This is a genomic window from Parabacteroides sp. AD58 (genome assembly GCF_023744375.2).
In the GTDB taxonomy this organism is placed as follows: Bacteria; Bacteroidota; Bacteroidia; order Bacteroidales; family Tannerellaceae; genus Parabacteroides; species Parabacteroides absconsus.
This window is the reverse complement of record NZ_CP146284.1, coordinates 1,127,605-1,153,045: the sequence shown is the minus strand read 5'-3', so window position 1 is coordinate 1,153,045 and position 25,441 is coordinate 1,127,605. Positions and strand designations below refer to the sequence as shown.

General features: G+C 42.9%; 18 protein-coding genes and 1 tRNA gene. 10 read left to right on the top strand and 9 right to left on the bottom strand.

Going from position 1 to position 25,441, the window contains the following annotated elements; genetic code table 11:
• Positions 1 to 11 precede the first annotated feature (11 nt).
• A tRNA-Leu gene (locus NEE14_RS04885) sits at positions 12 to 95 on the bottom strand.
• A 179-nt stretch (positions 96 to 274) separates the two neighbouring features.
• Between NEE14_RS04885 and pncB the strand changes: the two genes are divergently transcribed.
• Entirely contained in the window at positions 275 to 1,441 is a 1,167-nt protein-coding gene (gene pncB, locus NEE14_RS04880; RefSeq protein WP_251966802.1) for a nicotinate phosphoribosyltransferase, read from the top strand.
• Between the two features lie 71 nt (positions 1,442 to 1,512).
• On the opposite strand, the gene NEE14_RS04875 is transcribed toward pncB, so the two are convergent.
• The gene (locus NEE14_RS04875; RefSeq protein ID WP_251966801.1) at positions 1,513 to 1,911 is read right to left on the bottom strand and encodes an FKBP-type peptidyl-prolyl cis-trans isomerase; all 399 of its coding nucleotides are present in this window, start codon (positions 1,909 to 1,911) and stop codon (positions 1,513 to 1,515) included.
• 349 nt (positions 1,912 to 2,260) lie between these two features.
• Here NEE14_RS04875 and NEE14_RS04870 point away from each other — a divergent pair, with 349 nt between their 5' ends.
• On the top strand, positions 2,261 to 3,070 hold the full coding sequence (locus NEE14_RS04870; protein WP_251966800.1) for a hypothetical protein: 810 nt from the start codon (positions 2,261 to 2,263) through the stop codon (positions 3,068 to 3,070).
• Positions 3,071 to 3,501: 431 nt separating this feature from the next.
• Here NEE14_RS04870 and NEE14_RS04865 read toward each other — a convergent pair whose 3' ends face one another.
• From NEE14_RS04865 to NEE14_RS04855, 3 genes are all read right to left on the bottom strand, one after another.
• Entirely contained in the window at positions 3,502 to 4,827 is a 1,326-nt protein-coding gene (locus NEE14_RS04865; RefSeq protein ID WP_251966799.1) for a M56 family metallopeptidase, read from the bottom strand.
• A gap of 13 nt (positions 4,828 to 4,840) precedes the next feature.
• Entirely contained in the window at positions 4,841 to 5,215 is a 375-nt protein-coding gene (locus tag NEE14_RS04860) for a BlaI/MecI/CopY family transcriptional regulator (protein WP_251966798.1), read from the bottom strand.
• Positions 5,216 to 5,441: 226 nt separating this feature from the next.
• On the bottom strand, positions 5,442 to 6,881 hold the full coding sequence (locus NEE14_RS04855) for an OmpP1/FadL family transporter (protein ID WP_251966797.1): 1,440 nt from the start codon (positions 6,879 to 6,881) through the stop codon (positions 5,442 to 5,444).
• A 252-nt stretch (positions 6,882 to 7,133) separates the two neighbouring features.
• On the opposite strand from NEE14_RS04855, the gene queC reads away from it, so the two are divergent.
• From queC to proS, 4 genes are all read left to right on the top strand, one after another.
• Positions 7,134 to 7,814, top strand: coding sequence for a 7-cyano-7-deazaguanine synthase QueC (gene queC / locus NEE14_RS04850; RefSeq protein WP_251966796.1), 681 nt, complete (start codon positions 7,134 to 7,136; stop codon positions 7,812 to 7,814).
• A 3-nt stretch (positions 7,815 to 7,817) separates the two neighbouring features.
• Positions 7,818 to 8,285, top strand: a complete 468-nt coding sequence (queF, locus tag NEE14_RS04845) for a preQ(1) synthase (protein ID WP_251966795.1) — start codon at positions 7,818 to 7,820, stop codon at positions 8,283 to 8,285.
• 117 nt (positions 8,286 to 8,402) lie between these two features.
• Positions 8,403 to 9,212, top strand: coding sequence for a 3-keto-disaccharide hydrolase (locus NEE14_RS04840; protein ID WP_251966794.1), 810 nt, complete (start codon positions 8,403 to 8,405; stop codon positions 9,210 to 9,212).
• 214 nt (positions 9,213 to 9,426) lie between these two features.
• Positions 9,427 to 10,908 (top strand): proline--tRNA ligase, encoded by a 1,482-nt coding sequence (gene proS / locus NEE14_RS04835; protein ID WP_251966793.1) that lies wholly within the window; start codon positions 9,427 to 9,429, stop codon positions 10,906 to 10,908.
• Between the two features lie 109 nt (positions 10,909 to 11,017).
• On the opposite strand, the gene NEE14_RS04830 is transcribed toward proS, so the two are convergent.
• The 4 genes from NEE14_RS04830 to dapF form a co-directional block, all read right to left on the bottom strand.
• Positions 11,018 to 11,917 carry a PfkB family carbohydrate kinase gene (locus NEE14_RS04830; protein ID WP_251966792.1) on the bottom strand — a complete coding sequence of 300 codons (900 nt, stop codon included), beginning with the start codon at positions 11,915 to 11,917 and terminating at the stop codon, positions 11,018 to 11,020.
• A 129-nt stretch (positions 11,918 to 12,046) separates the two neighbouring features.
• Positions 12,047 to 14,233 carry a glutamine synthetase III gene (locus tag NEE14_RS04825; protein WP_251966791.1) on the bottom strand — a complete coding sequence of 729 codons (2,187 nt, stop codon included), beginning with the start codon at positions 14,231 to 14,233 and terminating at the stop codon, positions 12,047 to 12,049.
• Positions 14,234 to 14,429: 196 nt separating this feature from the next.
• Positions 14,430 to 15,659, bottom strand: coding sequence for an LL-diaminopimelate aminotransferase (locus NEE14_RS04820; protein WP_251966790.1), 1,230 nt, complete (start codon positions 15,657 to 15,659; stop codon positions 14,430 to 14,432).
• Positions 15,660 to 15,693: 34 nt separating this feature from the next.
• Entirely contained in the window at positions 15,694 to 16,509 is an 816-nt protein-coding gene (gene dapF, locus NEE14_RS04815; RefSeq protein WP_422394697.1) for a diaminopimelate epimerase, read from the bottom strand.
• 315 nt (positions 16,510 to 16,824) lie between these two features.
• Between dapF and gltB the strand changes: the two genes are divergently transcribed.
• The 4 genes from gltB (at position 16,825) to NEE14_RS04795 (ending at position 25,423) form a co-directional block, all read left to right on the top strand.
• Complete coding sequence (gltB, locus tag NEE14_RS04810) at positions 16,825 to 21,342, top strand: glutamate synthase large subunit (protein ID WP_251966789.1); 4,518 nt, start codon at positions 16,825 to 16,827, stop codon at positions 21,340 to 21,342.
• A gap of 29 nt (positions 21,343 to 21,371) precedes the next feature.
• Positions 21,372 to 22,796 carry a glutamate synthase subunit beta gene (locus tag NEE14_RS04805; RefSeq protein WP_251966788.1) on the top strand — a complete coding sequence of 475 codons (1,425 nt, stop codon included), beginning with the start codon at positions 21,372 to 21,374 and terminating at the stop codon, positions 22,794 to 22,796.
• 97 nt (positions 22,797 to 22,893) lie between these two features.
• Entirely contained in the window at positions 22,894 to 24,558 is a 1,665-nt protein-coding gene (gene asnB / locus NEE14_RS04800; protein ID WP_251966787.1) for an asparagine synthase B, read from the top strand.
• Positions 24,559 to 24,682: 124 nt separating this feature from the next.
• Entirely contained in the window at positions 24,683 to 25,423 is a 741-nt protein-coding gene (locus NEE14_RS04795; RefSeq protein ID WP_251966786.1) for an NUDIX hydrolase, read from the top strand.
• Positions 25,424 to 25,441: the final 18 nt, after the last annotated feature.

Here is a 25,441-nt window from a genome sequence, read left to right as displayed (position 1 = left end):
ACCTTTTTGTGTGCCCAGAACAGGACTCGAACCTGCACGACCGCAAAGCCACTCGCACCTGAAACGAGCGCGTCTACCAATTCCGCCACCTGGGCAACAATGTTGTATTGTTTAGCATTTTCTCTCAAATGCGCTGCAAAGGTAATGCTTTTATTTGTTTCTGCAAATGTTTTGGTATGTTTTTTTGTTTGGAAGGTGAATTTTTATCGGAAAATGAACAACCATAAAGAAACTTGAAGTATTTTTACAAAAAGAATAAAAATTTCATTGGATTATGATTATAAACAGTCTTTTGGATACAGATTTATACAAGTTTACCACATCTTATGCATATGTGAAGCTATTCCCCAACGCCTGGGGTACATTTACTTTTAAAGACCGCGACGAAACCATTTGCTCGGATAAATTCGTTTCCCGACTCAAGGCAGAAGTGCACGACTTGGCTTGGGTACATTTACGGCCGGAAGAACTCGAGTATATGAGTTCGCACTGTCGCTTTGTGCCTCGTGTCTACTGGGAATGGCTTTCATCATTCCGCTTTGATCCGGAAAAGATTCAGATTTTTCTGGACGAGGAAAAGCATCTTCATATTGAAGTGACCGATTATTTATATAAGGTAACGCTGTATGAGGTTCCTCTGCTGGCAATTGTCACTGAAATACAGAATCTGATCTCGGGCAATGTGGCCGATAAGGAACAGATGCTGGCCAAGTTGTATGAGAAGGTAGAGCTTTCCAATAAGAATCACTTATCATTTTCAGAGTTCGGCACGCGCCGCCGTTTTTCACTGGAAGTTCAGGATGCCGTGATTAATTATCTGAATGAGAATTCTTTCTATTGTACGGGTACTTCCAACTGCCATTTCGCCATGAAGTATAACATGAAAATGATGGGTACGCATCCGCATGAATGGTTTATGTTCCACGGGGCTCAGTTTGGGTACAAGCATGCCAATTACATGGCGCTCGAAAACTGGGTGAATGTATATGACGGCGATCTGGGAACGGCTTTGGCCGATACATATACGTCGGAATCCTTCCTGACAAACCTGAGCCGTAAGCAGGCCAAGTTGTTTGATGGTGTCAGGTGTGATTCGGGTGATGAATATACCTTCGTAGATGAACTGGTGCGCCGCTATCGGGAGTTTGGCATCGATTCGACTACCAAAACGATCATCTTCAGTAACGCCCTCGATTTCGACAAGGCCCTGCGTATCCAGCAATATTGTAAAGGAAAAATCCGCTGTGCTTTCGGAATCGGAACGAATCTGACCAACGACGCGGGTTACAAGCCGTCGAATGTCGTCATGAAACTGGCCCGCTGCAAGATGAACGTAAACCAGCCGTGGCGCGAATGCGTGAAGCTTTCCGACGATATGGGCAAACACATGGGCAGTGACCGCGAAGTGGAAGCCTGTCTGTATGAACTGGGACTGAAATAATATCAGACGGGATAGAAACCATCCCGATTGTCTGTCAGGGGAAATAAGTGGGGAAAATATTATTTCCCCTTTCAGGCAATGCCCAATAATTCGATCTCGAAAATGAGGGTTGAACCTCCGGGAATGCCCGGTTGCGAGAATTTCCCGTATCCCATTTCGGCCGGAAGATAGATTTCCCATTTGTCGCCGATGCACATCTGCTGCATGGCAATGATCCATCCTTCAATCAAATCGCTCAGGCGGAAAGCAATCGGTGTGCCGCCCCGGCTGCTGTCAAATTCCTTCCCGTCGATCGTCCATCCGGTATAATGGGCCGTGATGATGCTTCTCGGCGTAGGATGTTTTCCATCGGCCTTGCCGCTCGACAACACTTTATAATAAATACCTTTCGGAAGTGCCTGAACGCCTTCTTCGTGTGCCTTTGCCGCCAGCCATTCCTGGTTGGCCTGGATATATTCTTTCTTATTCATCGTGATATAGGATTGTTTACGGGATAAAATTAACGGATTTTCCGGAAATAAGCCGAAGGATCTTCTTTTAATTTATGTTTGAAACGAAACATACGAGGATCGGAACTGAAACCAATAGGAATCTATTTTAAAACCGACGGGAATCCATTTTCAAACCTATAGGCTTTTCCTTGAAAAGCCGGCGTAAATTGATGAAAAGCCGGCACGAATGAAGAAAAAGCCGGCGTGTTTTCAGGAATTGGCAGGCATGAATTTTTTTTGCGTGACTGCCACTTTTCTTCCTCAAATAATTGCCAGATTAAAAAAATGTTTTTATTTTTACTTATTGTTTAATTAAAAATAAGTAACTATGAAAGCACTGGAGACTGATGAAGCGCCAGCTTGTCCTCTATGCACGAACGTATTACGCGTGCATGATTATTTGTTGTCACCCGACGAATTGATTATTTTTGATTCTTTGGTCGTGAAAGCCATATCATTTCATTATAAAAGATTCTTTTATTCCCAGAAACGGATCGAGAAGGAGACGCGTGTGAAACGGACCCGTTATGAGGCAATCATCAAGAAGTTTGAGGAAATGGGGTTTCTGCAAACCTATGTTGACAAGATGCCGAATTCGGAAGGACAGATCCGTTATTTTTATGTGAATTTCCAGAAACTGACTGAAGAAGAGGTGCTGACTAAGTTGGTTCGGGAAAAATCGACGTTGCTCGAGGCGATGCGTGCTTATATGGAATATCATGCTGATGAGGAGTTTAAAGTTCTGTGTCCTTCGGCTGTTAAGGAAAAACCCAAGAAAAATCAGGAGGAAAAACGGATTGAAGAAATCCGGGAGATGCTGGAAAAGACATTGAATGAACGGCGGGAAATGTATAATAAAGGAGAGCTGGATATAAAGCCGACCCGTAAGCTGCATCCGACAACAGTGGCATTGACGAACCAGCAGAAACGAGGTTTTCTGGATCTGGAAACCCGTTATGGGATCGAATCGATTCATCAGGCTTTTATTGCTTATTGTGACGAAGTGCTGGAAGGGGTGTGTAAACCCAAGAATTTATTCAATTATTTCCTGACGCGAGACCGCTTTCACCGTGATTACTCGATTTTTATCAATAGTTTAAACAGCTATATGATAAAATATTCCTCTCCACTCAAATAAAAGTTGTCATCATAAGTGGCTTTCAGCTGTACTTATTACGGTTTTTTGCATTCAAAATTGCCATTTTTGTAGACATAATGGGCGTTTTTGCGGTAATAATCCGGGTTTCTACAGTAATAATGTAGGTTTTTACCGTGAAAATGCCCATGTGTGGTTGTCTTCATGGCCGTTTTTAGGGGAAAAAGTAGTTGTTTTCAGCAAAGGGTATGTTGATTCCGACAAAGCCACCTGTTGAATTCAGCAAGGGATGTGTAGTTTCCTGCAAGTAAAGTATATTAAAAGAATCATTTATATATAAACAAGATCTATAAAAAAGAATAAGAAACTCGGAACAGAGTCGTACCGAATTTCTTTTTCGTGTGAGAGAGAGATCAAATCATATCAATAAAAATGAATTTTCGATCTTACCCGTTTGCCGCAATAGCGTTGTTTTACTCCTCATTGGATTGAGGTCCATATCCCACAATAACGATATCGGTATCTGATTCTGTTTGTACATGTAAATCACTACCTTCAACTTTAAATATGAAGCCTAGAGGAATTTTGTATTCAACCGCTTTTCCGGCAAGTTTTGCCGGCTCCCATTTCGGCGTCTTTTTAATGACACGGATTACTTCTGCATCTAGTGCAGGATCCACACTCTGGGTGATTTCAACCTCTTTTATTGTTCCGTCTTCCCCAATAGTTGCGAGGCATGCAACACGACCTTGTTTACCAGCTTCCAGCGCGAGAGTCGGATATTTTACGTTACGGGCCAGAAATTGGAAAAAAGCATCATCGCCGCCCGGAAACTGTGCTTTCACTTCCGGGGTTTTTTCTTGTGGAATTGTCCACAAATCTGTAACTTTGGCTTTTGTTAGGACGGCTGATACGTCTGATACTTCGGGACGGGCAAATGCCATCACCGATAAGGCTGCCAGTGGAAGTATATAGATGTACTTCGCACGAGCCTGCGGGCTTGATTTTTCTTTTAACATCATAGTAATACGTTTTTTTAGTGAACTGTGATTGAAGCTGTTGGCCATAGTGTAGCGACTGGTGCCGACAGCTTTTTTAATAAGCAATAACTGATAGGACTTGGCATCGATCCCGGCGGCAAGCACGGCATTATCGGCTTCGTATTCGTGTACCGACTGCATTTCCTGTTTGAGTAACCAGGCGGCCGGATTAAACCATTGCAGCAGAATGCCGATGTCTGCCAATAACAGATCCCATGAATGGTGATGGCGGATGTGTGCCATCTCGTGCGTTAAGATTTCCGTCGGATTTTCCCGGTAATCTTTTTCTGACAAGACGATGTAATGCATCCAGCTGAATGGAGGTTGATTTCCTTCGGTCAGAATCAGATGAAAAGGTTTGTTTTCAATACGCCGCCCTCGCCGGATGAGTAAATAAAGTCGGGTCCACGAAACAAGCTGTTTACTTGCGATCAAGACAACACCTACTATATATCCTGTACAGATCAGCCACGCTAAAATAAGGGCGTGATGATCGGTATTGGTTTCCGCAGAAAGAGAAATGTTCGTCAGTGAATTCAAGATTGCCTGCCGATTTACATCCAATCCTGCATACAAATCCGTGTTTCCCCATTTGATTAGCGGGATGGCCGGAAGCAGGAATGCTAAAACCCAGAAACCAAGCAGCATGATCCGGTTCACTCGGAAAAAGGTCTCTTTTGCCAGTTGCCATTTATATAATAGGTAGAACAATAGCAGGCAAAAGCCGGATTTAATCATATACGCAATGAAAATTCCCATGGCATGAATCGTTTTATGGGTTGGATGTGCGATGTGCGTCTTCCACTTCCTGAATAAGCTGTTTCAATTCTTCTACCGAAATTTCTTCTTTCTTGACCAGCGTAGAAACGGCGCTGAGGTAGGAGTTATTGAAGTATTTACTGATCACACCCTTGAGTGTTTTGGATCGGAACTCATCTTGCGAGACAGCCGCAAAATACCGGTATGTATTCCCAAAAGCTTCGTGTGCCAGATATCCTTTTTCTTCCAATCCTCTCACAATAGTCGACAAAGTATTGAAATGCGGCTTCGGATCATCGTAGAAAGCCAGTAATTCTTTTACGAACAAGGGACCTTTCTCCCAGAAGAATCCCATGATTTCTTCTTCTTTTGCTGTTAATCCTTTCATGACTTTTCTCTTTTTCTGTAAATAACGAGAAAATATAGTTTATGAACTAATTTTTATAGTTAACATAAACTAAAGGTTTTAGTTTGATAGGATAATCTATGTGCGTTTTTTATGATAATAGCCTTATTATAAGTATGATATATTGCTAAGTAGCAGAAATAAAAAAAGGACAACTCGCGGCGAGCTGTCCTTTCGTTTGTCCGATTTTGGAAGAATCGGCATTATTTTAAAAATTGTATGAAATTCCGATAGCGGGCATCAGGGCATAGGCATTATAGTGGCCGCTGAAAGTACGCGGCAAACCTAACAGGTCGGTATCCGTGTACGAACCGTCACGGCCGAAGCCTGTCACATACGAGAAGGCGAAATCAACAGACAGCGGCTGGATCGGTCGGAAGCTCAATCCGGCTGTGATTCCCAATTTGTTCATACTGGGCGTTTCCGGATTCAGATATTCATCTTTTACCGGAGATTCGTCATAATACGCTCCGAAACGTACATCCAACCGGTTGGTGGCGGCAAATTGCGTACCGATACGGTAGATGCGCGTATTCTTGTATTCTTTGGCCGCCTTGATGTTATACTGACCTAATTCGGCTGCCGGCTCAAAGTTGACATCCAAAGACTTATAGGCACTCCATCCAACAAACTGTACTTCTCCGGAAACCGTCCAACGGTTGGTGGGGCGATAAGTTAAACCCACATTCCAGTTGTCGGGCAAAGGCAATTCGGCCGAGAAAGTACCGCTTTCCAGCGGAGGCACATGAATGCCGTTCTGAGGCAAATTCGGAATGCCCATGGCAGCAGCCGTCTGAATCAATTGATTGACATTGCCCAACAAGGCTTCCAGATGTTCTTTGTTGGCATACCGCAGGCTGATATCTCCTTCTTTTACTTTCGCCGTTACTTTGGAACGATAGGAGAGACCCACGGTAAATTTATCGTTGATGTCGAACATGGCGCCTACATTGAAACCTAACCGCAGTCCGGCTTTACCTTCCAAAGAAACCGAAGCTGCCGAAGCATCATCGTAGCGTTGCATTTCAGTCAGGATCGGTTCAACCATCGGCTTGAACATCGGATATTTTTCCAAAACCGGTCCCATCATGCTGTTGGCCATATTCGTCATGGCACCCGGACCGATCAATGCACGGTTGAGGGTGATGTTACCAAACTCCATCATCAAACCGGCACCGATGCTTAACCGGTCTGTGATTTTCCAGGAAACCGTAGGCTGTACATTGAAGGCTTTCAAGGCAATATCCTGTACCAGATGAGCACCGGCCCAGTCGTTACCCCAGTTGATGCTGCTGCCGTACGGTGTATTGATCATAATACCCGCAGCTAAGTTATCATAAATCTTGAAACCAGCATTGATGTAAAGCGGTGTACTCGGTGTATTATTTGATTTATAGGTCTCATTTCCCGTCTGGCATTTAGCATAGGCAAATACTCCCGAAACGCCGGCCGACAATTCGACGGCATTATTCATATAAACCAGTCCGGCTGGGTTGAAATGCATACTTTCTGCTCCTAATTTTAAGGCAGCACCTACGTGTCCCATACCGGCCTGCTTTGTACTCTGGGCATTTACTTGGAAGCCTTCGGCAGCTACCTGCGAAAAAGGCAGCAGGGCAAGGCTGGCTAATGCGATAATTTGCTTCATAAAAATATGTTATTAGTTTGTAAAAAAGTTCCTCATACGTGAAAAACGGTGGCAAAGATAAGCGACTTTTTCGAATATCTGCACATTATGGCCAAAAATGTGCGGCACAAAATGCGAGAATTTGTGCAATCTGCTTGATTTCTAAACCATACAACCGGTTTTATTTTATAAAACTTTGTATCTTTGTCTCCCGAAAAGAATCGTTTTCTTTTCCGTGTGCTTGCTAAACCACGTATTAAAAACAAGAATTTTATGAAGAAAGAAGAAGCAGCAATGGTATGCTTTTCCGGCGGACAAGACTCTACCACTTGTCTTTTCTGGGCCAAAAAGCATTTCTCGCATGTCGAGGCGGTGTGTTTCACGTATGGGCAGAAACACGCATTGGAAGTAGAAGTAGCTAAAAAGATAGCAGCCGATGCCCAAGTTCCCTTTCATTTACTGGATGTTTCCCTGCTGAGTCAGTTAGATTCGAATTGTTCGTTGGTGAATGACCAGATTGTCATGGATCAGGAAAAACCAGCCGATACTTATCCGAATACATTTGTTCCGGGTCGGAATATGGTTTTTCTGACCTTCGCGGCTATTCTGGCACGGAGCAAAGGAATTCATCACCTGGTAACTGGTGTGTCGGAAGCCGATTATAGCGGTTATCCGGACTGTCGGGATACGTTTATCCGGTCTCTGAATGTAACGCTTAACCTGGGCATGGACGATCAGTTTGTCATTCACACACCGTTGATGAACCGTGACAAGAGCGAAGTATGGGAATTATCCGATGAATTAGGCGTGTTTGATCTGGTCCGTACCCAGACACTAACGTGTTATAATGGAGTGATGGCCGATGGCTGCGGGCATTGTCCGTCGTGCCGGTTGAGAAAGGCCGGGCTGGAAAAATACCTGGAACGGAAAGCGGGAAAACATCACAACGATTGAGATATGGATACAAGAAAAGAAGAGCACGAATTGCATTTGCTGGGTGGAAACACCGTATATCGCCAGGATTATGCGCCGGAGGTACTGGAAGCCTTCACCAACAAACATCAGGAAAATGACTACTGGGTGCATTTCAATTGTCCGGAATTCACGAGCTTATGCCCGATTACCGGTCAGCCTGATTTTGCAACCATCTACATCGATTATATTCCGGATGTGAAAATGGTGGAAAGCAAGAGCCTGAAGTTATATTTGTTCAGTTACCGGAATCACGGCGATTTTCATGAAGACTGTGTCAACAAAATCATGAAAGACCTGATCAAGCTGATGGACCCGAAATACATTGAGGTGACAGGTATCTTTACGCCTCGTGGAGGAATCAGTATTTATCCTTACTGTAATTATGGGCGTCCGGGTACAAAATTCGAGAAATTGGCAGAACAGCGTCTGTTTAATCATCAGATAAAATAATTCATTGGGGAAGCGGGGGTGTTAAATTGTGATAATTTATGCCCCGCTTTGTACATTTATTAAATAATAATTCTACATTTGCGCATAATAAAAGTGCTATAAAAATCTTTATTTACCATGAAAGGAAAAAAACTTACAGTAAAAATGATGTTGGCAGCGTTCGCCTTTGCTGCCTGTATGAGTGCTCAGGCACAAGATAAGAAACAAGAGTTTGTCATGCCAAAAGGTTATGCCGGAATCACGCATGAAATGTCAGAATTCTATGAACCTGTTCCTCCAGTAGTAACGCCAGGAACTGATTTGGCCGGTGGTGGTTTTACCGCTCCCTCTGACGCTATTGTCCTGTTTGACGGCAAAGATCTTTCACAATGGGAAAGTGCCAAAGGCGGACCTGCAGAATGGGATGTGCATGATGGCGTTTTCACCGTCAATAAAAAGAAAGGCGATATCCAGACCAAGCAGAAGTTTGACAGCTTCCAGCTGCATATTGAATGGCGCGTTCCGGAAAATATCACCGGTGAAAGCCAGTTAAGAGGTAATAGTGGTGTTTATCTGCAGGGAATGTATGAAGTGCAGATTCTTGACTGCTACAACAATCCTACGTATGTAAATGGTCAGACCGGTAGCATCTATAAGCAGACGGCTCCATTAGTTAATGCCATGCGTAAACCGGGTGAATGGAATGTGTACGATATCATCTATAATGCACCGACGTTCAAAAAAGATGGCAGTTACCGGACACATCCGACTGTAACCATCATCCAGAACGGTGTCGTTTTACAGAATAATACAACCATATTGGGAACAACAGAATGGATAGGTTTCCCACAGGTAAAAGCACATGGCGCAGGCCCGATCCTGCTGCAGAGCCACGGCGATCCAAGCGAACCGATCAGCTTCCGGAATATCTGGATTCGTGAATTATAAACATCTCTTTTTAGGAAAACAAATTATAAAAAATATATAAAAGGAGGCACAAACAGACGGTGGCACACAGTGCCGTTTGTTTGTGCCTTTTCGCATTTTGTCAGGATAAGAACGGTTGTTACGCAAAAGCTAAGTCTGCAGGCATGGATTCTGCAATATATTTTATACCTTTGCAAGCTGAATGACAAGAATAATACAATAAATAGAATATACAATGGCAAAAGAACTGAAAGAACTGACTCCGAGGAGTGAAAACTATTCACAGTGGTATCAGGATTTGGTAATCAAGGCTGATCTGGCTGAAAACTCTGCTGTGCGCGGATGTATGGTCATCAAGCCTTACGGATATGCAATCTGGGAGAAGATGCAGCGTATTCTGGATGATAAATTCAAAGAAACAGGACATGTGAATGCTTATTTCCCGTTGCTGATCCCGAAATCTTTTTTGAGTAAGGAGGCCGAACATGTAGAAGGTTTCGCTAAAGAATGTGCGGTGGTTACTCACTATCGTCTGAAAACCAACCACGATGGTACAGGCGTAGTAGTGGATCCGGAAGCCAAGCTGGAAGAAGAACTGATTATCCGTCCGACATCAGAAACAATTATCTGGAATACTTATCGTAACTGGATTCAGTCTTATCGTGATCTGCCTATTCTGTGCAACCAGTGGGCCAATGTGATGCGTTGGGAAATGCGTACCCGTCTGTTCCTGCGTACGGCTGAGTTCTTGTGGCAGGAAGGTCACACAGCTCATGCAACCCGTGAAGAAGCAGAAGCAGAAGCTAAGAAGATGCAGGGTGTTTATGCTGATTTTGCCGAGAATTACATGGCAATGCCGGTGATCCGTGGTGTGAAATCAGAGAGCGAACGCTTTGCCGGTGCTTTGGATACATATACCATCGAAGCGATGATGCAGGATGGAAAAGCACTGCAGGCCGGTACTTCTCACTTCTTAGGTCAGAACTTTGGAAAGGCTTTTGATGTAACATTTGTAGATAAAGAAGGAAAGACCGATTATGCCTGGGCTACTTCGTGGGGTGTTTCAACCCGTCTGATCGGTGCGCTGATCATGTCTCATTCAGACGACAATGGTCTGGTATTGCCTCCGCATCTGGCTCCGATCCAGGTCGTTATTATTCCGATTTATCGGAGCGAAGAACAGCTGAACCAGATTCGTCAGAAGGTAGACGGCATTGTGGCAAACCTGAAGAAGCTGGGTATTTCAGTCAAGTTTGACGATGCTGATAACCGCAAGCCGGGATGGAAGTTCGCCAATTATGAATTGAAGGGTGTTCCGGTACGTCTGGCGATGGGCGGACGAGATCTGGAAAATAATACCATTGAAGTGATGCGCCGTGATACCTTGGAAAAAGAAACTGTTTCATGTGATGGCATCGAAACCTATGTACAGAATCTGCTGGAAGAAATCCAGAAGAACATTTTCCTGAAAGCGTTGAAGCGGAGAGAAGAGAGAACCATCACGGTGGATACTTATGATGAGTTCAAGGAAAAGATCGAACAGGGTTATTTCATCATGGCTCATTGGGACGGAACGCCGGAAACAGAAGAACGGGTTAAAAATGAAACAAAAGCAACCATCCGTTGTCTGCCTTTGAATGGGGATATGACACCGGGCAAGTGTATGGTGACAGGCAAGCCTTCTGCCCGCCGGGTGCTGTTTGCTCGTGCTTATTGATTTAGGTGACGTTACTATATAAAAAAGACAGCCTGTAAAACCAGTCTCAGAACTGAGTTTTACAGGCTGTTCTGTTATTCTATCATTCTATCCGAGTAGACCGTATGTATTATAAACTGGGAAATGTCTGTTCTGCTTCAACCATACAACGCTCGATGTCTGAACGGCTTCCGGCAAAAGGACCCATGGCTTCGATCTTCAAGGTCGAAATGGCGGCAGCAAAACGTCCGGCTTCATCAATACTTTTATTTTTAGCCCGACAATATAAGTAGCCTGTCATATATGTATCACCACAACCTGTGGCGTCGACAACTTCTTTGGGTTTATAGGCTGGGATCAGATGGAACTGTGTACCGTCGAAGATAACCGAACCATTACTTCCTAACGTCAGTAAGACTTCTTTTACTCCCCAGCTGTAAAGTTCTTTGGCTGCTTTCTCAACGTCATTGTAGCCTGTGAGGGAAAACATTTCCTGTTCGTTGGCTTTCAGGAAAGTGGCATATTTCAGGAATTCATGTTTCTGCTCCCAGTCAACCGGGAAAACATCCGTGCCGCGTACTTCCCGTAAATAACCCTGAGAATCGATGGAGAGTTTTCCTTTTCCAGACAGATATTCTACGACTTCAAGCGAGAAATCGTCGGCCAGTAAACTTCCCAAGTGGAAAATATTGGCTTCAATATTCTGCAGGTAGTCGATGGTAAACGGATCTGCCTTAGCCAAAACACGCTGTGTCCGGTTATCCTGGTTCTCTCCGTAAATATTCTCAAAATAGACCGACTGCCGGCTTGGCATGACTTCCACCTGCAAGCCAGACTGGCGCATTTCGTCTACCACATGCATATCTTCTTCTCCCAGCGCTGTAATCAATGCGTAATCGATGTCATCAAACTGCTTGATGGCATGCGAAAAATAAAAGGAAGTGCCACCAGGCATATGCGCCGTTCTTTTGGGCGTAACGATTTTATCGTGTGTAATGTGCCCGATGCAACAAAGTTCGTGTTTATTCATTTTGTCATATTTATTTCATGCGTGCAAAAGTAGGAAAAGAATTGTAAATGACAAAAAAAGAGGACGCTTCTCAACGTCCTCTTCCCCTTTAAGAAACAAAACAATCGATAAAACAACTGTTATAATATATTAGCGAATAAATAACAGCTCTCTGTATTTAGGTAATGTCCAGATCTGATCATCGACTGTCAATTCCAGTTTGTCGATGTGATAGCGGATAGCTTCCATCAACGGAATGATATTGTCGTGATAAGCGATGGCTTTTTCCCGTTCTTCCGGGATCTTGTTGGCCACTTTGCGCTTTTCGATCATTTCATCTACTTTCTCCTTGATAAAGATGGTATGGTTGGCGATCTCTTCGATAATTTCCATGTTTTTCGAAGACAGATGCTCTGCTTTATCTGCAGGGAAAAGACCTTTCATCTTGTACACATTGTCAATCAGAGATGACTGGTACTTGATAGCCATCGGGATGATATGGTTCATAGCCAGATCACCTAAGACACGTGCTTCGATCTGTACTTTCTTGGTGTACATTTCCCATTTCACTTCATTGCGGGCAACCAGTTCTTTCCGGTTCATGACGCCTGTTGATTCGAACATGCGGATGCTACTTTCTTTCAAGTAAGCATCGAAGATACGCGGAACGCTTGTCTCACAATCCAGACCACGGCGGGCAGCTTCAGCTTTCCATTCTTCGCTGTAACCGTTGCCATCAAAGTGGATAGCCTTACATTCTTTTGTTACCTGACGCAATACTTCAACAATAGCAGCAAACTTATCCATACCGGATGCGATCTTGGCATCGACAGCCACCTTGAAATTCTTTAATTGTTCGGCTACAGCAGCATTTAATACCAGCATGGCAGAAGCGCAGTTGGCTGATGAGCCGACAGCACGGAACTCAAAGCGGTTGCCGGTGAAGGCGAAAGGAGAAGTACGGTTACGGTCCGTATTATCGATCAGCAGTTCAGGAATACGGGCGATATCGAGCTTCATGCCTTGCTTTCCTGCCAATATAAAGTTTTCTGTATCACTGTTCTCTAAGTGTTCCAAGACGGCAGAAAGCTGAGTTCCCAAGAAGCAGGAAATAATTGCTGGAGGAGCCTCATTCGCACCCAGACGATGAGCGTTGGTTGCTGATGAGATGCTGGCTTTCAGCAATGCGTTATGTGTATGAACAGCTTTCAGGACATTGACAACGAAAGTAACGAAACGCAGGTTTTCTTCCGGAGTCTTGCCCGGTGCCATCAGCAATGTTCCTGTATCAGTACCCAATGACCAGTTGTTGTGTTTACCTGATCCATTTACACCTTTGAAAGGCTTTTCATGCAACAGTACACGGAAACCATGCTTACGGGCAATGTTTCTCATCAGAGCCATTACAAGCAGGTTGTGGTCGTTGGCTAAGTTACATTCTTCGAATACCGGAGCCAGCTCGAACTGATTAGGAGCTACTTCATTGTGACGGGTCTTCAAAGGAATACCTAATTTGAGTGATTCGATTTCCAGTTCTTTCATGAATTCAAGAACACGTGGAGGAATAGCGCCAAAGTAATGGTCTTCCAGCTGCTGGTTCTTTGAACTTTCATGTCCCATCAGGGTACGACCTGTCATTAGTAAGTCTGGACGTGCTGCATATAATCCTTCATCCACCAAGAAGTATTCCTGTTCCCAGCCTAAATAAGAATAGACCTTTTTCACAGCCGGGTCGAAGTAATGGCATACATCAACAGCTGCTTTGTTGACAGCTTCCAATGATTTCAGTAAAGGAGTTTTATAGTCAAGTGATTCACCAGTATAGGCAATGAAAATAGTTGGAATACACAGCGTGTCTCCTACGATAAATGCTGGAGATGACGGATCCCATGCCGAATAACCGCGTGCTTCAAATGTATTACGGATACCACCGTTCGGGAAACTGGAAGCATCAGGTTCCTGCTGAATAAGTAATTTTCCATCAAATTCTTCAATGACACCCCCTTTTCCATCAGGTTGAATAAAGGCGTCATGTTTTTCAGCTGTGCCTTCAGTCAGGGGATGAAACCAGTGTGTATAGTGTGTAACACCCATTTCAAGAGCCCAGCGTTTCATGCCGGCAGCTACAGCATTGGCCGTTTCACGATCAAGCGGTGTATTGTTATCAATACAATCGGTTAGTTTCTCATATACCTTTTCAGGAAGATATTTGAACATCTTCTCCCGATTGAATACCAAAGACCCGAAATATTCAGAAGGTTTTTCGGTGGGTTCGGTAACCGCGATCGTCTTCTTTTCGAAGGCCGATTCCACAACTTTAAATCTTAACTTAGACATAATACCTATAATATAATATTTAATAGTTACTTTATTCTTTCTTGAAAAGATGCGAGTAGTGTGTGTTATTCAGCAAGTGTTGCCTGACAAACCTGGGATAACAGGTGAAACATTTTATATAAGTACCGGTTAAAGTTATGGGTATGAATAAACGACACAACTATCGCATCTTCCTATTTCTTGTTTATTATTGTTTTTATCTCATCCAGTGTTGAATACGTTGGATCGCTTCGAGGGTATCTTTATGATCACCAAAAGCCGTTAATCTCAGATATCCTTCACCGCTCGGTCCGAATCCGACACCAGGTGTACTGACGATATATACTTCATAGAGTAATTTCTCGAAGAATTTCCACGATGATAATCCGTCGGGAGTCTTAACCCACAGATAAGGAGCATTTTCTCCTCCATATACTTGCAGGCCACAGGCTTCAAGACCTTCTTTCATCAACCGTGCATTGTTCATGTAGTAATTGATGGTCTGACGGACCTGTTCTTTGCCTTCCGGACTATATACCGCTTCAGCTCCTCGTTGAGTAATGTAACTTGTTCCGTTGAACTTCGTACATTGACGGCGAAGCCACAGCTTGTTCAGAAAAACCCGTTCGCCCTTCAACGTTGTTGCGCTGACTTCTTTCGGAACTACAGTATATCCGCAGCGGACGCCTGTAAAACCAGCTGTTTTTGAAAAGCTCCGGAACTCAATGGCTACTTTTTTAGCTCCTTTGATCTCATAGATGGAATGAGGAATGTTAGGATCCTGAATATAGGCCTCATAAGCTGAGTCATACATGATGATGGCATCATTCGCTAATGCGTAATTGACCCACTTTTTCAGCTCTTCTTTCGTCAGTGTCGTTCCTGTCGGATTATTGGGATAGCATAAATAAATGATATCGACACGACGGGAAGGTAATTCTGGTATGAACTTATTTTCCGCTGTACAAGGAATATAGACAACATCACTCCAGGTTCCGTTTTCCCATGTTCCCGTTCTACCGGCCATTACGTTTGAGTCAATATATACCGGATAAACAGGGTCAGTCACACCGATACTGTTGTCATGACGTAATAGATCTCCGATATTTCCGCAGTCACTTTTAGCTCCGTCACTGATAAAAACTTCGCTTGGCTCTAAAGATACACCTATACTTTCATAATCATTTTTGATGATGGTATCAATCAGGAAAGGATAACCTTGTTCGGGACCATATCCATGAAAGGTCTCACGCGAAGCCATTTCATCAACCGCTTTGTGCATGGCTTCAATCACGGCCGGTGCTAACGGCTGAGTTACATCACCAATACCCATTCGGATGATTTTCTGTTTCGGATGTGTCACTTTGAAGCTGTTAACCTTCTTTGCAATGTCCGAAAACAGATAATTACTTTGTAATTTCAGAAAATGTTCATTCACTAATGCCATAATTCGATTGTTTTATTGTTTTGTTTGTTCATTCCTAAAGTTCAATGGTTCCTTCGAATACTGTCACGGCATTACCCGTCATATATATATGGCCGTTTTCAGGATTCCAATCAATGGATAATGTTCCGCCATCCATGTGAATCAATATTTTTTCGCCTTTTTGTGCTTTTTTGTGTGCGATTAAGGCCACAGCAGAAGCACAGGCTCCCGTACCACAAGCTTGGGTAATTCCGGAACCACGTTCCCAAACTCTCATCCGGGCATTTCCTTCAGACAGTAATTGTACAAATTCGATATTCGCTCTATCCGGAAAATGATTATGATGTTCAAGCTGAGGCCCTACGATAGGCAGATTCACTTGATTCATATCATCAACAAATGTTACAAAATGTGGATTGCCCATTGATACGAATGTTCCTGTATAAGTACCATCGGCGATAGACAAATCCAATGATTCTTCCAGGATTTCCGGCATACCCATATCTACGGTAACTTCTTGTACTTTTCCGTTTTTGACATGCAATTCAAGGTATTTTATACCTGATAAAGTTTCCAAAGATATCTGCGTTTTCTGTGTCAGCTTTTTGTCGTACAAGTACTTACCGATACAACGGGAGGCATTTCCACACATTTTCGCTTCTGAGCCGTCGGCGTTAAAAATGCGCATACTGAAATCTGCAATCTTTGACGGTCCAATTAGAACCAAGCCGTCGGATCCGATTCCTGTATGGTAGGCACTCCATTGAATAGCTAATTCTTTTGGGTTTTTCACAGGTTGATTAATTGTATTTACATATATATAATCATTACCCGCACCTTGCATCTTTGTGAATTGGAATGTCATTTTGATTAATATTTCGTTGTTTGTTTAACTATCTGATTTAATTTTCTGCAAATATATATCATTATTACAATAAACGTAGGTGAATGAGTGTTTATTCTGAATTTATTTTTGCTAACTTATAATTATAAATGAAAATAGATTGTTGTGCTTACACTTTTATATATATTGAGACTTAAATGTTTTAGATTGTTATATTGAAACTTTTCTGATAAAGAAAAAAGTAAATATTTTACTTATTTGTTTGACTATATGAAAGCATTATTTATTTTTGCGAGACAATTTGATATTAATAAAAGACAATTGCAAAACAATAGATAATATATGAGACGAATAGATGAACTATTGCAAGACAAAAAAGGCTTGTATGATTCAGCCTATGAACACGATGCTTGTGGCGTTGGAATGTTAGTGGATATTCATGGGCGGAAATCTCACCAAATTGTTGATTCTGCATTGACTGTACTGGAAAATATGAGACACCGTGGTGCAGAAGGTGCGGATAATAAGAGTGGTGATGGTGCAGGTATTATGGTACAAATACCTCATGAGTTTATTTTATTACAAGGTATTCCGGTCCCAGAAAAGGGCCGTTATGGAACGGGGTTAGTCTTTTTACCTAAAGACCAGGAAGCTCAAAAAGCTTTTTTGCAAGTAATTAAGGAAGAAGTAGAAGCTAAAGGTCTTTCTTTTTTATGTATACGTGATGTTCCTGTCTGCTCCGAAATCTTAGGCGAAGAAGCTTTGTCAACCGAGCCTGCCGTTAAGCAGTTGTTTATTGTCGGTGGCGAAGATCAGCAGGAACTTGAGCTAAAACTCTATTTGGTACGCAAAAGAATTGAAAAGAGGATTAGTGAATCGTCCTTAACGGGGAAGAAAGACTTTTATGTCGTGTCCTTATCTACTCGCAGGTTGATATATAAGGGTATGCTGGAATCCATGCAGCTTCGGAAATATTTTCCGGATTTAACCAATGAATATTTTACAACTGCTTTGGCATTGGTTCATTCCCGTTTTAGTACGAATACGTTTCCAACGTGGAGTTTAGCCCAGCCTTTCCGCTTATTGGCTCATAATGGTGAAATTAATACAATCAGAGGAAATCGAGCATGGCTGGCAGCTCGTGAAAGTGTCTTAACATCTCCACGCTTACAGAATATGGAAGAGCTCAATCCTATTATTCAGCCGGATATGAGTGATAGTGCATCGTTAGATAACGCATTGGAATTCTTATTGGCCTCGGGACTGAGTTTGCCTCATGCAATGGCTATGTTGGTTCCCGAAAGCTTCAATGAAAAGAATCCGATCTCTGATGATCTGAAAGCTTTTTATGAATACCATTCTATTTTGATGGAACCGTGGGATGGACCTGCAGCTTTATTGTTCAGCGATGGCCGTTATGCAGGTGGAATGTTAGACCGAAACGGTTTGCGTCCTGCCCGGTACATGGTAACTAAAAAAGGCTGGGTGTTGGTTGCATCAGAAGTAGGTGTTTTGGATATCGATCCGGAGGAAATTCAGGAAAAGGGCCGTTTGCAACCTGGAAAGATTTTATTGGTTGATACAGAAGCCGGGAAAATATATAGAGATCAGGAATTAAAGCAACAGTTGGCAGATGCTCATCCGTATAGAAAGTGGATTCAGGATAACTGTATTGAATTGGATGAGTTGAAATCAGGAAGAAAAGTATCTAGCAAGGTTGACGATTTTGAACGTAAATTGCGGGTATTTGGATATACAAGAGAAGATATTGACCGGATTATGGTTCCTATGTGTACGAGTGGTGCTGAACCAGTTGCTTCAATGGGTAATGATACGCCATTGGCAGTCCTTTCTACACGGCCGCATTTGTTATTCGATTATTTCCGTCAGCAGTTTGCACAAGTAACCAATCCGCCTATTGATCCTATTCGCGAAGCTTTGGTAATGAGTTTGGTTGAATATATCGGTGCTGTTGGAAACCATATATTAGTACCGGATGAGTCGCATTGTAAAATGGTACGTTTGCAGTGTCCGATTCTGACAAATACCCAGTTGGATATTTTGTGTAATATCCGATATAAAGGATTTAAGACCGTAAAGCTTCCGATGTTGTTTGATGCTTCAAAAGGTGAAGCCGGTTTGAAAGAGGCGTTAGACCATTTGTGTAAGGAAGCTGCTCAGGCAGTAACAGAAGGCGCTAATTATTTAGTGTTGACAGACAGACAGGTGGATGCTTCGATGGCTGTTATTCCTTCTGTTTTGGCAGTAAGTGCAGTTCATCATTATCTGATTTCTGTTAAGAAACGTGTACAGACAGCTCTGGTTGTTGAAACAGGTGAAATGCGCGAGGTCATGCATGCAGCCTTGCTGTTAGGATTTGGTGCCAGTGCGGTGAATCCATATATGGCATTTGCAGTTCTGGAAAATTTGGTGGCAAAACAATCTGTCCAATTGAATTATGAAACCGCCGAGAAGAATTATGTCAAGTCTTTATGCAAAGGATTGCTGAAGGTTTTGAGTAAGATGGGTATTAGTACCATCCGTAGTTACCGAGGTGCTAAGTTATTTGAAGCCGTAGGTCTGAGTGAAGATCTGGCTACGAATTATTTCGGAGGCATATCCAGCAAAGTTGGCGGAATCGGTTTAAAGGAAATTGCTGAGGATGCTGTACGCATGCATGAAGCCGGATATGAACATGAACTTTCTGCTGTATTGGAACATAAAGGTATCTATTCTTATCGAAAAGACGGCGAAAAGCATGCTTGGAATCCGGAAACAATTTCTGCACTGCAATTGGCAACCCGTTTAGGCAGTTATAAAAAATTCAAGGAATATACAAAATTGGTTGATGAGAAAGAGGAGCCTCTCTTTTTGCGTGATTTCTTGGATTTCAAACGGCAGTCGCCAATTCCTCTGGAGGAAGTAGAACCAGCGTCGGATATAATGAAGCGGTTTGTTACCGGAGCCATGAGTTTTGGATCTATTAGTAAAGAAGCTCATGAAACGATGGCAATGGCCATGAACAAGATTCACGGACGCAGCAATACGGGTGAAGGTGGTGAAGACGCTGATCGTTTTACGGAAAAGATCGACGGATTGTCATTGCGTTCTGCAATCAAGCAAGTGGCTTCCGGTCGTTTTGGTGTTACAACCAACTATTTGGTAAATGCTGATGAAATACAGATCAAGGTTGCTCAAGGAGCAAAACCTGGTGAAGGTGGTCAGTTACCAGGTTATAAAGTAAATGATATTATTGCTAAAACTCGTCATTCAATACCAGGTATCTCTCTGATTTCTCCTCCACCTCATCATGATATCTATTCTATTGAAGATTTGGCTCAGCTGATATTTGACTTGAGAAATGTCAATCCGAAGGCTGAGATTAGCGTGAAGTTGGTATCTGAAAGTGGTGTGGGTACCATTGCCGCAGGTGTAGCGAAGGCAAAGGCAGACCGGATTGTGATTTCTGGTGCAGAGGGAGGAACAGGAGCGTCTCCGATGAGTTCTATCCGTTATGCGGGACTGCCTCCTGAGATTGGTTTGTCAGAAACACAACAAACATTAGTATTAAATAATTTGCGCGGTCAGGTTCGTGTACAGACTGATGGACAGTTAAAGACAGGACGTGATATTTTGCTGATGGCCTTGTTAGGGGCAGAGGAATTTGGTTTTGCCACATCCGCTTTGATTGTTTTGGGATGCGTGATGATGCGCAAATGCCACATGAATACGTGTCCGGTAGGAGTCGCTACGCAAGATGAGACTTTGCGTAAGCGTTTTCATGGTCGCTATGAATATTTAGTAAATTTCTTCACTTTCTTAGCTGAAGAGGTTCGTGAATATCTGGCAGAAATGGGATTCCATAAATTAGATGAAGTGATTGGCCGTACCGATTTGATTGTACGTAAACCAAGTGACGGCATTCATAAACATGATTTATTGGATTTCTCTAAGATTGTATATTTCCCAGAAGCGTTCAAGGATCATCTGTTGCATCATGCGGGCGAGTTGATTCATTTAACAGCAGGAGTAAAAGATCAGCAACTGATTCAGGATGCTAAATTGGCGCTTGATGGTAAGCAAGATTTGTTATTGAGTTATCCAATTCTAAATACGGATCGTTCGGTAGGAGCTATGCTTTCTGGAATGATAGCTCAACGGTATGGGGAAGCCGGTTTGCCGGAACATGCCTTGAAAGTCCGTTTCAATGGATCTGCCGGCCAAAGTTTTGGAGCCTTCTTGGTACATGGGGTTGATTTCCGTTTGGAGGGCGATACCAATGACTATTTAGGAAAAGGATTAAGCGGTGGACGTATTGTGGTTGTTCCTCCGGTACGTTCCGATTTTAAACCAGAAGATAATATCATTGCAGGTAATACATTGTTGTATGGAGCAACAAGTGGTGAAGTCTATTTGAACGGTCGGGCTGGTGAACGATTCTGTGTCCGGAATTCTGGTGCAATAGCCGTCGTAGAAGGTGTTGGTGACCACTGCTGTGAATATATGACAGGAGGACGGGTTGTTGTCTTAGGGCCGACCGGACGAAACTTTGCTGCAGGAATGAGTGGTGGTGTTGCCTATGTATGGAATCCATCGGGAAACTTTGATTTCTACTGCAATATGGAGATGGTAGAACTTTCATTAGTGGAAGACAGTAGTTCGCGGAAGGAATTGCATGAATTAATCCGTAAACATTATCATTATACGGGTAGTCCATTAGCCGGGCGTATGCTTGACCATTGGGATCGCTTCGTGGATGAATTTATAGAAGTCGTTCCGATTGAGTACAAGAAAGTTCTTCAGGAAGAGCAGATGAAGAAATGGCAACAGAAGATTGCCGCAATGCAGAGAGATTATTGATGGTTATACAATTTCAAATGAATTAGAAAATGGGAGATCCAAGAGCATTCCTAACGATACACCGCAAAGAAGCGGGATATAGACCGGTTCATGAACGAATCGATGATTTTAGTGAAGTAGAACAGACTTTAAGTACAGGCGACCGCCGTATACAGGCGTCACGATGTATGGATTGTGGCGTTCCGTTTTGTCATTGGGCCTGTCCGCTTGGAAACAAGCAGCCGGAGTGGCAGGATATGTTATATAAGGGTAATTGGCAGGATGCCTATCTGGTATTGTCCGCCACATGTGATTTTCCGGAATTTACCGGACGCATATGTCCTGCATTATGTGAGAAAAGCTGTGTGTTGAAATTAAGTTGTGATGAGCCTGTAACAATTCGGGAGAATGAAGCCTCTATTGTTGAAGTCGCTTTTCGGGAAGGATATATTAAGCCGGTACATCCGGTTCGCAATGGCAAGCGGGTAGCCGTTGTTGGCAGTGGTCCTGCCGGATTGGTAGCCGCTAATCGTCTGAATCATAAAGGTTATGAAGTAACTGTATTTGATAAGCATGAGAAACCGGGTGGATTACTCCGTTTTGGTATTCCTAATTTTAAGTTAGGGAAAAATATTATCGACCGCCGCATCCGTCTGTTGGAAGATGAAGGAATTATTTTCCGCATGAATACTTGTGTAGGGCTGGATATTACTACTCGGGAACTGATTGATCAATTTGATGCGGTATGTTTGGCAATTGGTTCTGAAGTTCCTCGAGATTTACCGATTGAAGGCCGTTCTTTGAAAGGCGTACATTTTGCATTAGAACTTTTAGCTAATCAGAATCGTCTGTTGGAGGGAATTTCCGTACCTGAAGAGGAACGCATTTCTTGTAAAGGGAAAAAGGTTCTTGTCATTGGCGGTGGTGATACCGGTAGCGATTGCGTGGGAACAGCCAATCGTCATCATGCTGCTCAGGTCATGCAGATTGAAATTATGCCACAGCCGCCAGTTGGATATAATCCGGCAACGCCATGGCCGATGTATCCTCAAGTACTGAAAACAAGTAGTAGTCACGAAGAGGGTTGTATTCGCCGCTGGAATCTGGCTTCCAACCGTTTTATTGGAGAAAATGGAGTGTTAAAAGGAGTGGAAGTCGAGGAAGTTGAATGGATTCCGGCAGTCGATGGCGGACGGCCACAGATGAAGAAGACTGGGCGTACGGAAATTATAGAAGCCGATCTGGTCTTTTTGGCCATGGGATTTGTTCACCCGGTGCAAGAAGGCATAATAGCCGAGCTTAATTTATCGGTCGACGGCAGGCAGGATATAGCCGTTGATGCTTGTTCGAAAACGTCGGTTGATAAAGTTTTTGCTTGTGGTGATGCCGTAAGCGGCGCGAGTCTGGTTGTCAAGGCTATGGCATCTGGCAAAAAAACTGCAGCAGAAATAGATCGCTATTTGTCTGGGAAATAATCTCTTTCAAAGAGAATAATCTTGCCAGTTCTTATAATTCTATTAATATAAAATAAAAGAGACATTAATTAAAAGAAATTTAGAAAGGAAATAAAATATGTGTGGTATTACAGCAATATTTAATATTCATGAAGGTGCAGAAGCTATGCGTCGCCAAGCGTTGATTATGAGTAAAAGAATTCGTCACCGCGGACCGGATTGGAGTGGAATATATCAAGGAAAAACTGCTATTCTGGCGCATGAGCGTCTTTCTATTGTCGATCCAGCTTCTGGAGGACAACCATTAAAGAGTAAAGATGGAAAACTCATTCTTACTGTCAACGGAGAAATTTATAATCATCAGGCTATTCGCGAAGAGTTAAAAGGTGAATATGAATTTCAGACAGGATCAGATTGTGAAGTAATTTTAGCTTTATATCGGAAGAAAGGAGTACATTTCCTGGATGATCTGAATGGTATCTTTGCTTTTGCTCTGTATGACGAAGAAAAAGATGTATTCTTGATAGCACGTGATCCGATTGGAGTGATTCCTTTGTATATCGGATACGATAATGCAGGTCATTTGATGGTTTCTTCTGAATTAAAAGGTTTGGAAGGTTATGCTGTACATTACGAGCAGTTTAAGCCGGGTCATTATTACTATAGCGAAGATAAGGAACTGACCCGTTGGTACAAACGTGATTGGATGTCATATGATGCCGTTAAAGATAATCCGGCATCAGTGGAAGAGCTGCATGATGCATTGGAAGCTGCTGTAAAGCGTCAGTTGATGTGTGATGTTCCTTATGGTGTATTGCTGTCTGGAGGTTTGGATTCATCTATCACATCAGCCGTAGCTAAGAAATATTCATCCAAACGTGTGGAGACAGGCAGTCAGTCTGAAGCCTGGTGGCCACAGCTTCATTCATTTGCTGTCGGTTTGAAAGGTGCTCCTGATTTAGCTGCAGCCCGGAAAGTAGCTGAAGCTATTGGAACTGTTCATCATGAAATCAATTATACAATTCAGGAAGGACTGGATGCTATCCGTGACGTGATTTATTACATTGAGACGTATGATGTAACAACCGTTCGAGCTTCGACTCCGATGTATCTGTTGGCCCGTGTTATCAAGAGTATGGGTATTAAGATGGTATTGAGTGGTGAAGGAGCTGATGAAGTATTCGGAGGATATCTGTATTTTCATAAGGCTCCGGATGCGAGAGCATTCCATGAGGAAACACTTCGTAAGTTAAGCAAGTTGTATTTGTATGACTGCTTGCGTGCCAATAAGAGTCTTTGTGCTTGGGGTGTAGAGGGTCGTGTTCCTTTCTTGGATAAAGAGTTTTTGGATGTAGCCATGCGTTTGAATCCGGCAGCCAAGATGTGTCCAGGCAAGACAATTGAAAAGAAGATCTTGCGTGAAGCCTTCCAAGGTATGCTGCCTGATGAAATCTTGTGGCGCCAGAAGGAACAGTTCTCCGATGGCGTAGGTTACAGCTGGATTGATACACTGAAGAAGGTTACTTCTGAAGCTGTTACCGATGAAATGATGGCACATGCTGCTGAGCGTTTCCCGATTAATACTCCGATGAATAAGGAAGAGTATTATTATCGTTCCATTTTCGAAGAACATTTCCCAAGTGAAAGTGCTGCACGTTCTGTCCCGTCTGTACCGAGCGTTGCTTGTTCTACTGCTGAGGCTTTGGCGTGGGATGCTTCTTTCAAGAATATGAATGATCCAAGTGGTCGTGCTGTGCGGGATGTCCATGAAGCCGCATATTAAAAAGATTCATTGATAGAAACCGAAAAGGAGAAGAATACAGTCTGGTAAAAAATCAAACGAAAGTGTGTTCGTTTTGAGAAAATATGCCATAAATAAGTTATCTTTGCAAAAAGTTAAAATATATATGGAGAACCAGAAAGAATGTATTTCTTCTCCTTTTTGTCCTTATGTGTCAGTTGACTGCGTTTTACTAGGGATTAATGAGGATAAACTTTCGGTTCTATTGGTAGAACGGAAGTTATTAGAAAATAATGCGGTGGGATATAAACTACCAGGTAGTTTGATATATGAAACCGAAGAGTTGGATGATGCTGCTCTTCGTGTAATGAAAGAGGCTGTCGGACATACTCAAATGTCGTTGAGACAATTCCATACATTCGGTTCTGTTGCCCGTACAGCTAAAAAGGAAGATGTCTTGTGGCTCGAGAAAGAGTCACACATCAAGGTATCAAGAATTGTTACTGTTGTTTATCTGGCTTTAAGTAAAAAGGGCAAAACTGTTTCGGGACTGGATAAGAATGAAACTTTACGCTGGTTCCCTGTAGAAGACTTGCCCGATCTGCCATTCGATCATAAATCGATTGTTGAGGAATCTGTGAATGAGATTCGGAATTGGGTCGAGCGCGAACCGGCCATTGTCTATGAGTATTTGCCTTCTAAATTTACAGCTTTCCAATTGCGTCGGACCTATGAAATTATTTATAATAAGAAATTTGATGTCCGGAATTTCCAGAAAAAGATGAACCTGTTGGGCTACATTGTGCCTACAGATGAAATGGAAGTTGGCGTGCCTCATCGGGCTGCCCGTTATTACCGTTTTAATAAAATCAAGTATAACAAGCTGCGTTCAAGCTTGAATAAATAAAGAAAGGGTGAAAGGTGC

Bases quoted from the DNA above. Each gene is read 5' to 3' on its own strand.
- pncB (WP_251966802.1), top strand. From the start codon at position 275: ATGATTATAAACAGTCTTTTGGATACAGATTTATACAAGTTTACCACA.
- NEE14_RS04875 (WP_251966801.1), bottom strand. From the start codon at position 1,911: ATGAATAAGAAAGAATATATCCAGGCCAACCAGGAATGGCTGGCGGCA.
- NEE14_RS04870 (WP_251966800.1), top strand. From the start codon at position 2,261: ATGAAAGCACTGGAGACTGATGAAGCGCCAGCTTGTCCTCTATGCACG.
- NEE14_RS04865 (WP_251966799.1), bottom strand. From the start codon at position 4,827: ATGGGAATTTTCATTGCGTATATGATTAAATCCGGCTTTTGCCTGCTA.
- NEE14_RS04860 (WP_251966798.1), bottom strand. From the start codon at position 5,215: ATGAAAGGATTAACAGCAAAAGAAGAAGAAATCATGGGATTCTTCTGG.
- NEE14_RS04855 (WP_251966797.1), bottom strand. From the start codon at position 6,881: ATGAAGCAAATTATCGCATTAGCCAGCCTTGCCCTGCTGCCTTTTTCG.
- queC (WP_251966796.1), top strand. From the start codon at position 7,134: ATGAAGAAAGAAGAAGCAGCAATGGTATGCTTTTCCGGCGGACAAGAC.
- queF (WP_251966795.1), top strand. From the start codon at position 7,818: ATGGATACAAGAAAAGAAGAGCACGAATTGCATTTGCTGGGTGGAAAC.
- NEE14_RS04840 (WP_251966794.1), top strand. From the start codon at position 8,403: ATGAAAGGAAAAAAACTTACAGTAAAAATGATGTTGGCAGCGTTCGCC.
- proS (WP_251966793.1), top strand. From the start codon at position 9,427: ATGGCAAAAGAACTGAAAGAACTGACTCCGAGGAGTGAAAACTATTCA.
- NEE14_RS04830 (WP_251966792.1), bottom strand. From the start codon at position 11,917: ATGAATAAACACGAACTTTGTTGCATCGGGCACATTACACACGATAAA.
- NEE14_RS04825 (WP_251966791.1), bottom strand. From the start codon at position 14,233: ATGTCTAAGTTAAGATTTAAAGTTGTGGAATCGGCCTTCGAAAAGAAG.
- NEE14_RS04820 (WP_251966790.1), bottom strand. From the start codon at position 15,659: ATGGCATTAGTGAATGAACATTTTCTGAAATTACAAAGTAATTATCTG.
- gltB (WP_251966789.1), top strand. From the start codon at position 16,825: ATGAGACGAATAGATGAACTATTGCAAGACAAAAAAGGCTTGTATGAT.
- NEE14_RS04805 (WP_251966788.1), top strand. From the start codon at position 21,372: ATGGGAGATCCAAGAGCATTCCTAACGATACACCGCAAAGAAGCGGGA.
- asnB (WP_251966787.1), top strand. From the start codon at position 22,894: ATGTGTGGTATTACAGCAATATTTAATATTCATGAAGGTGCAGAAGCT.
- NEE14_RS04795 (WP_251966786.1), top strand. From the start codon at position 24,683: ATGGAGAACCAGAAAGAATGTATTTCTTCTCCTTTTTGTCCTTATGTG.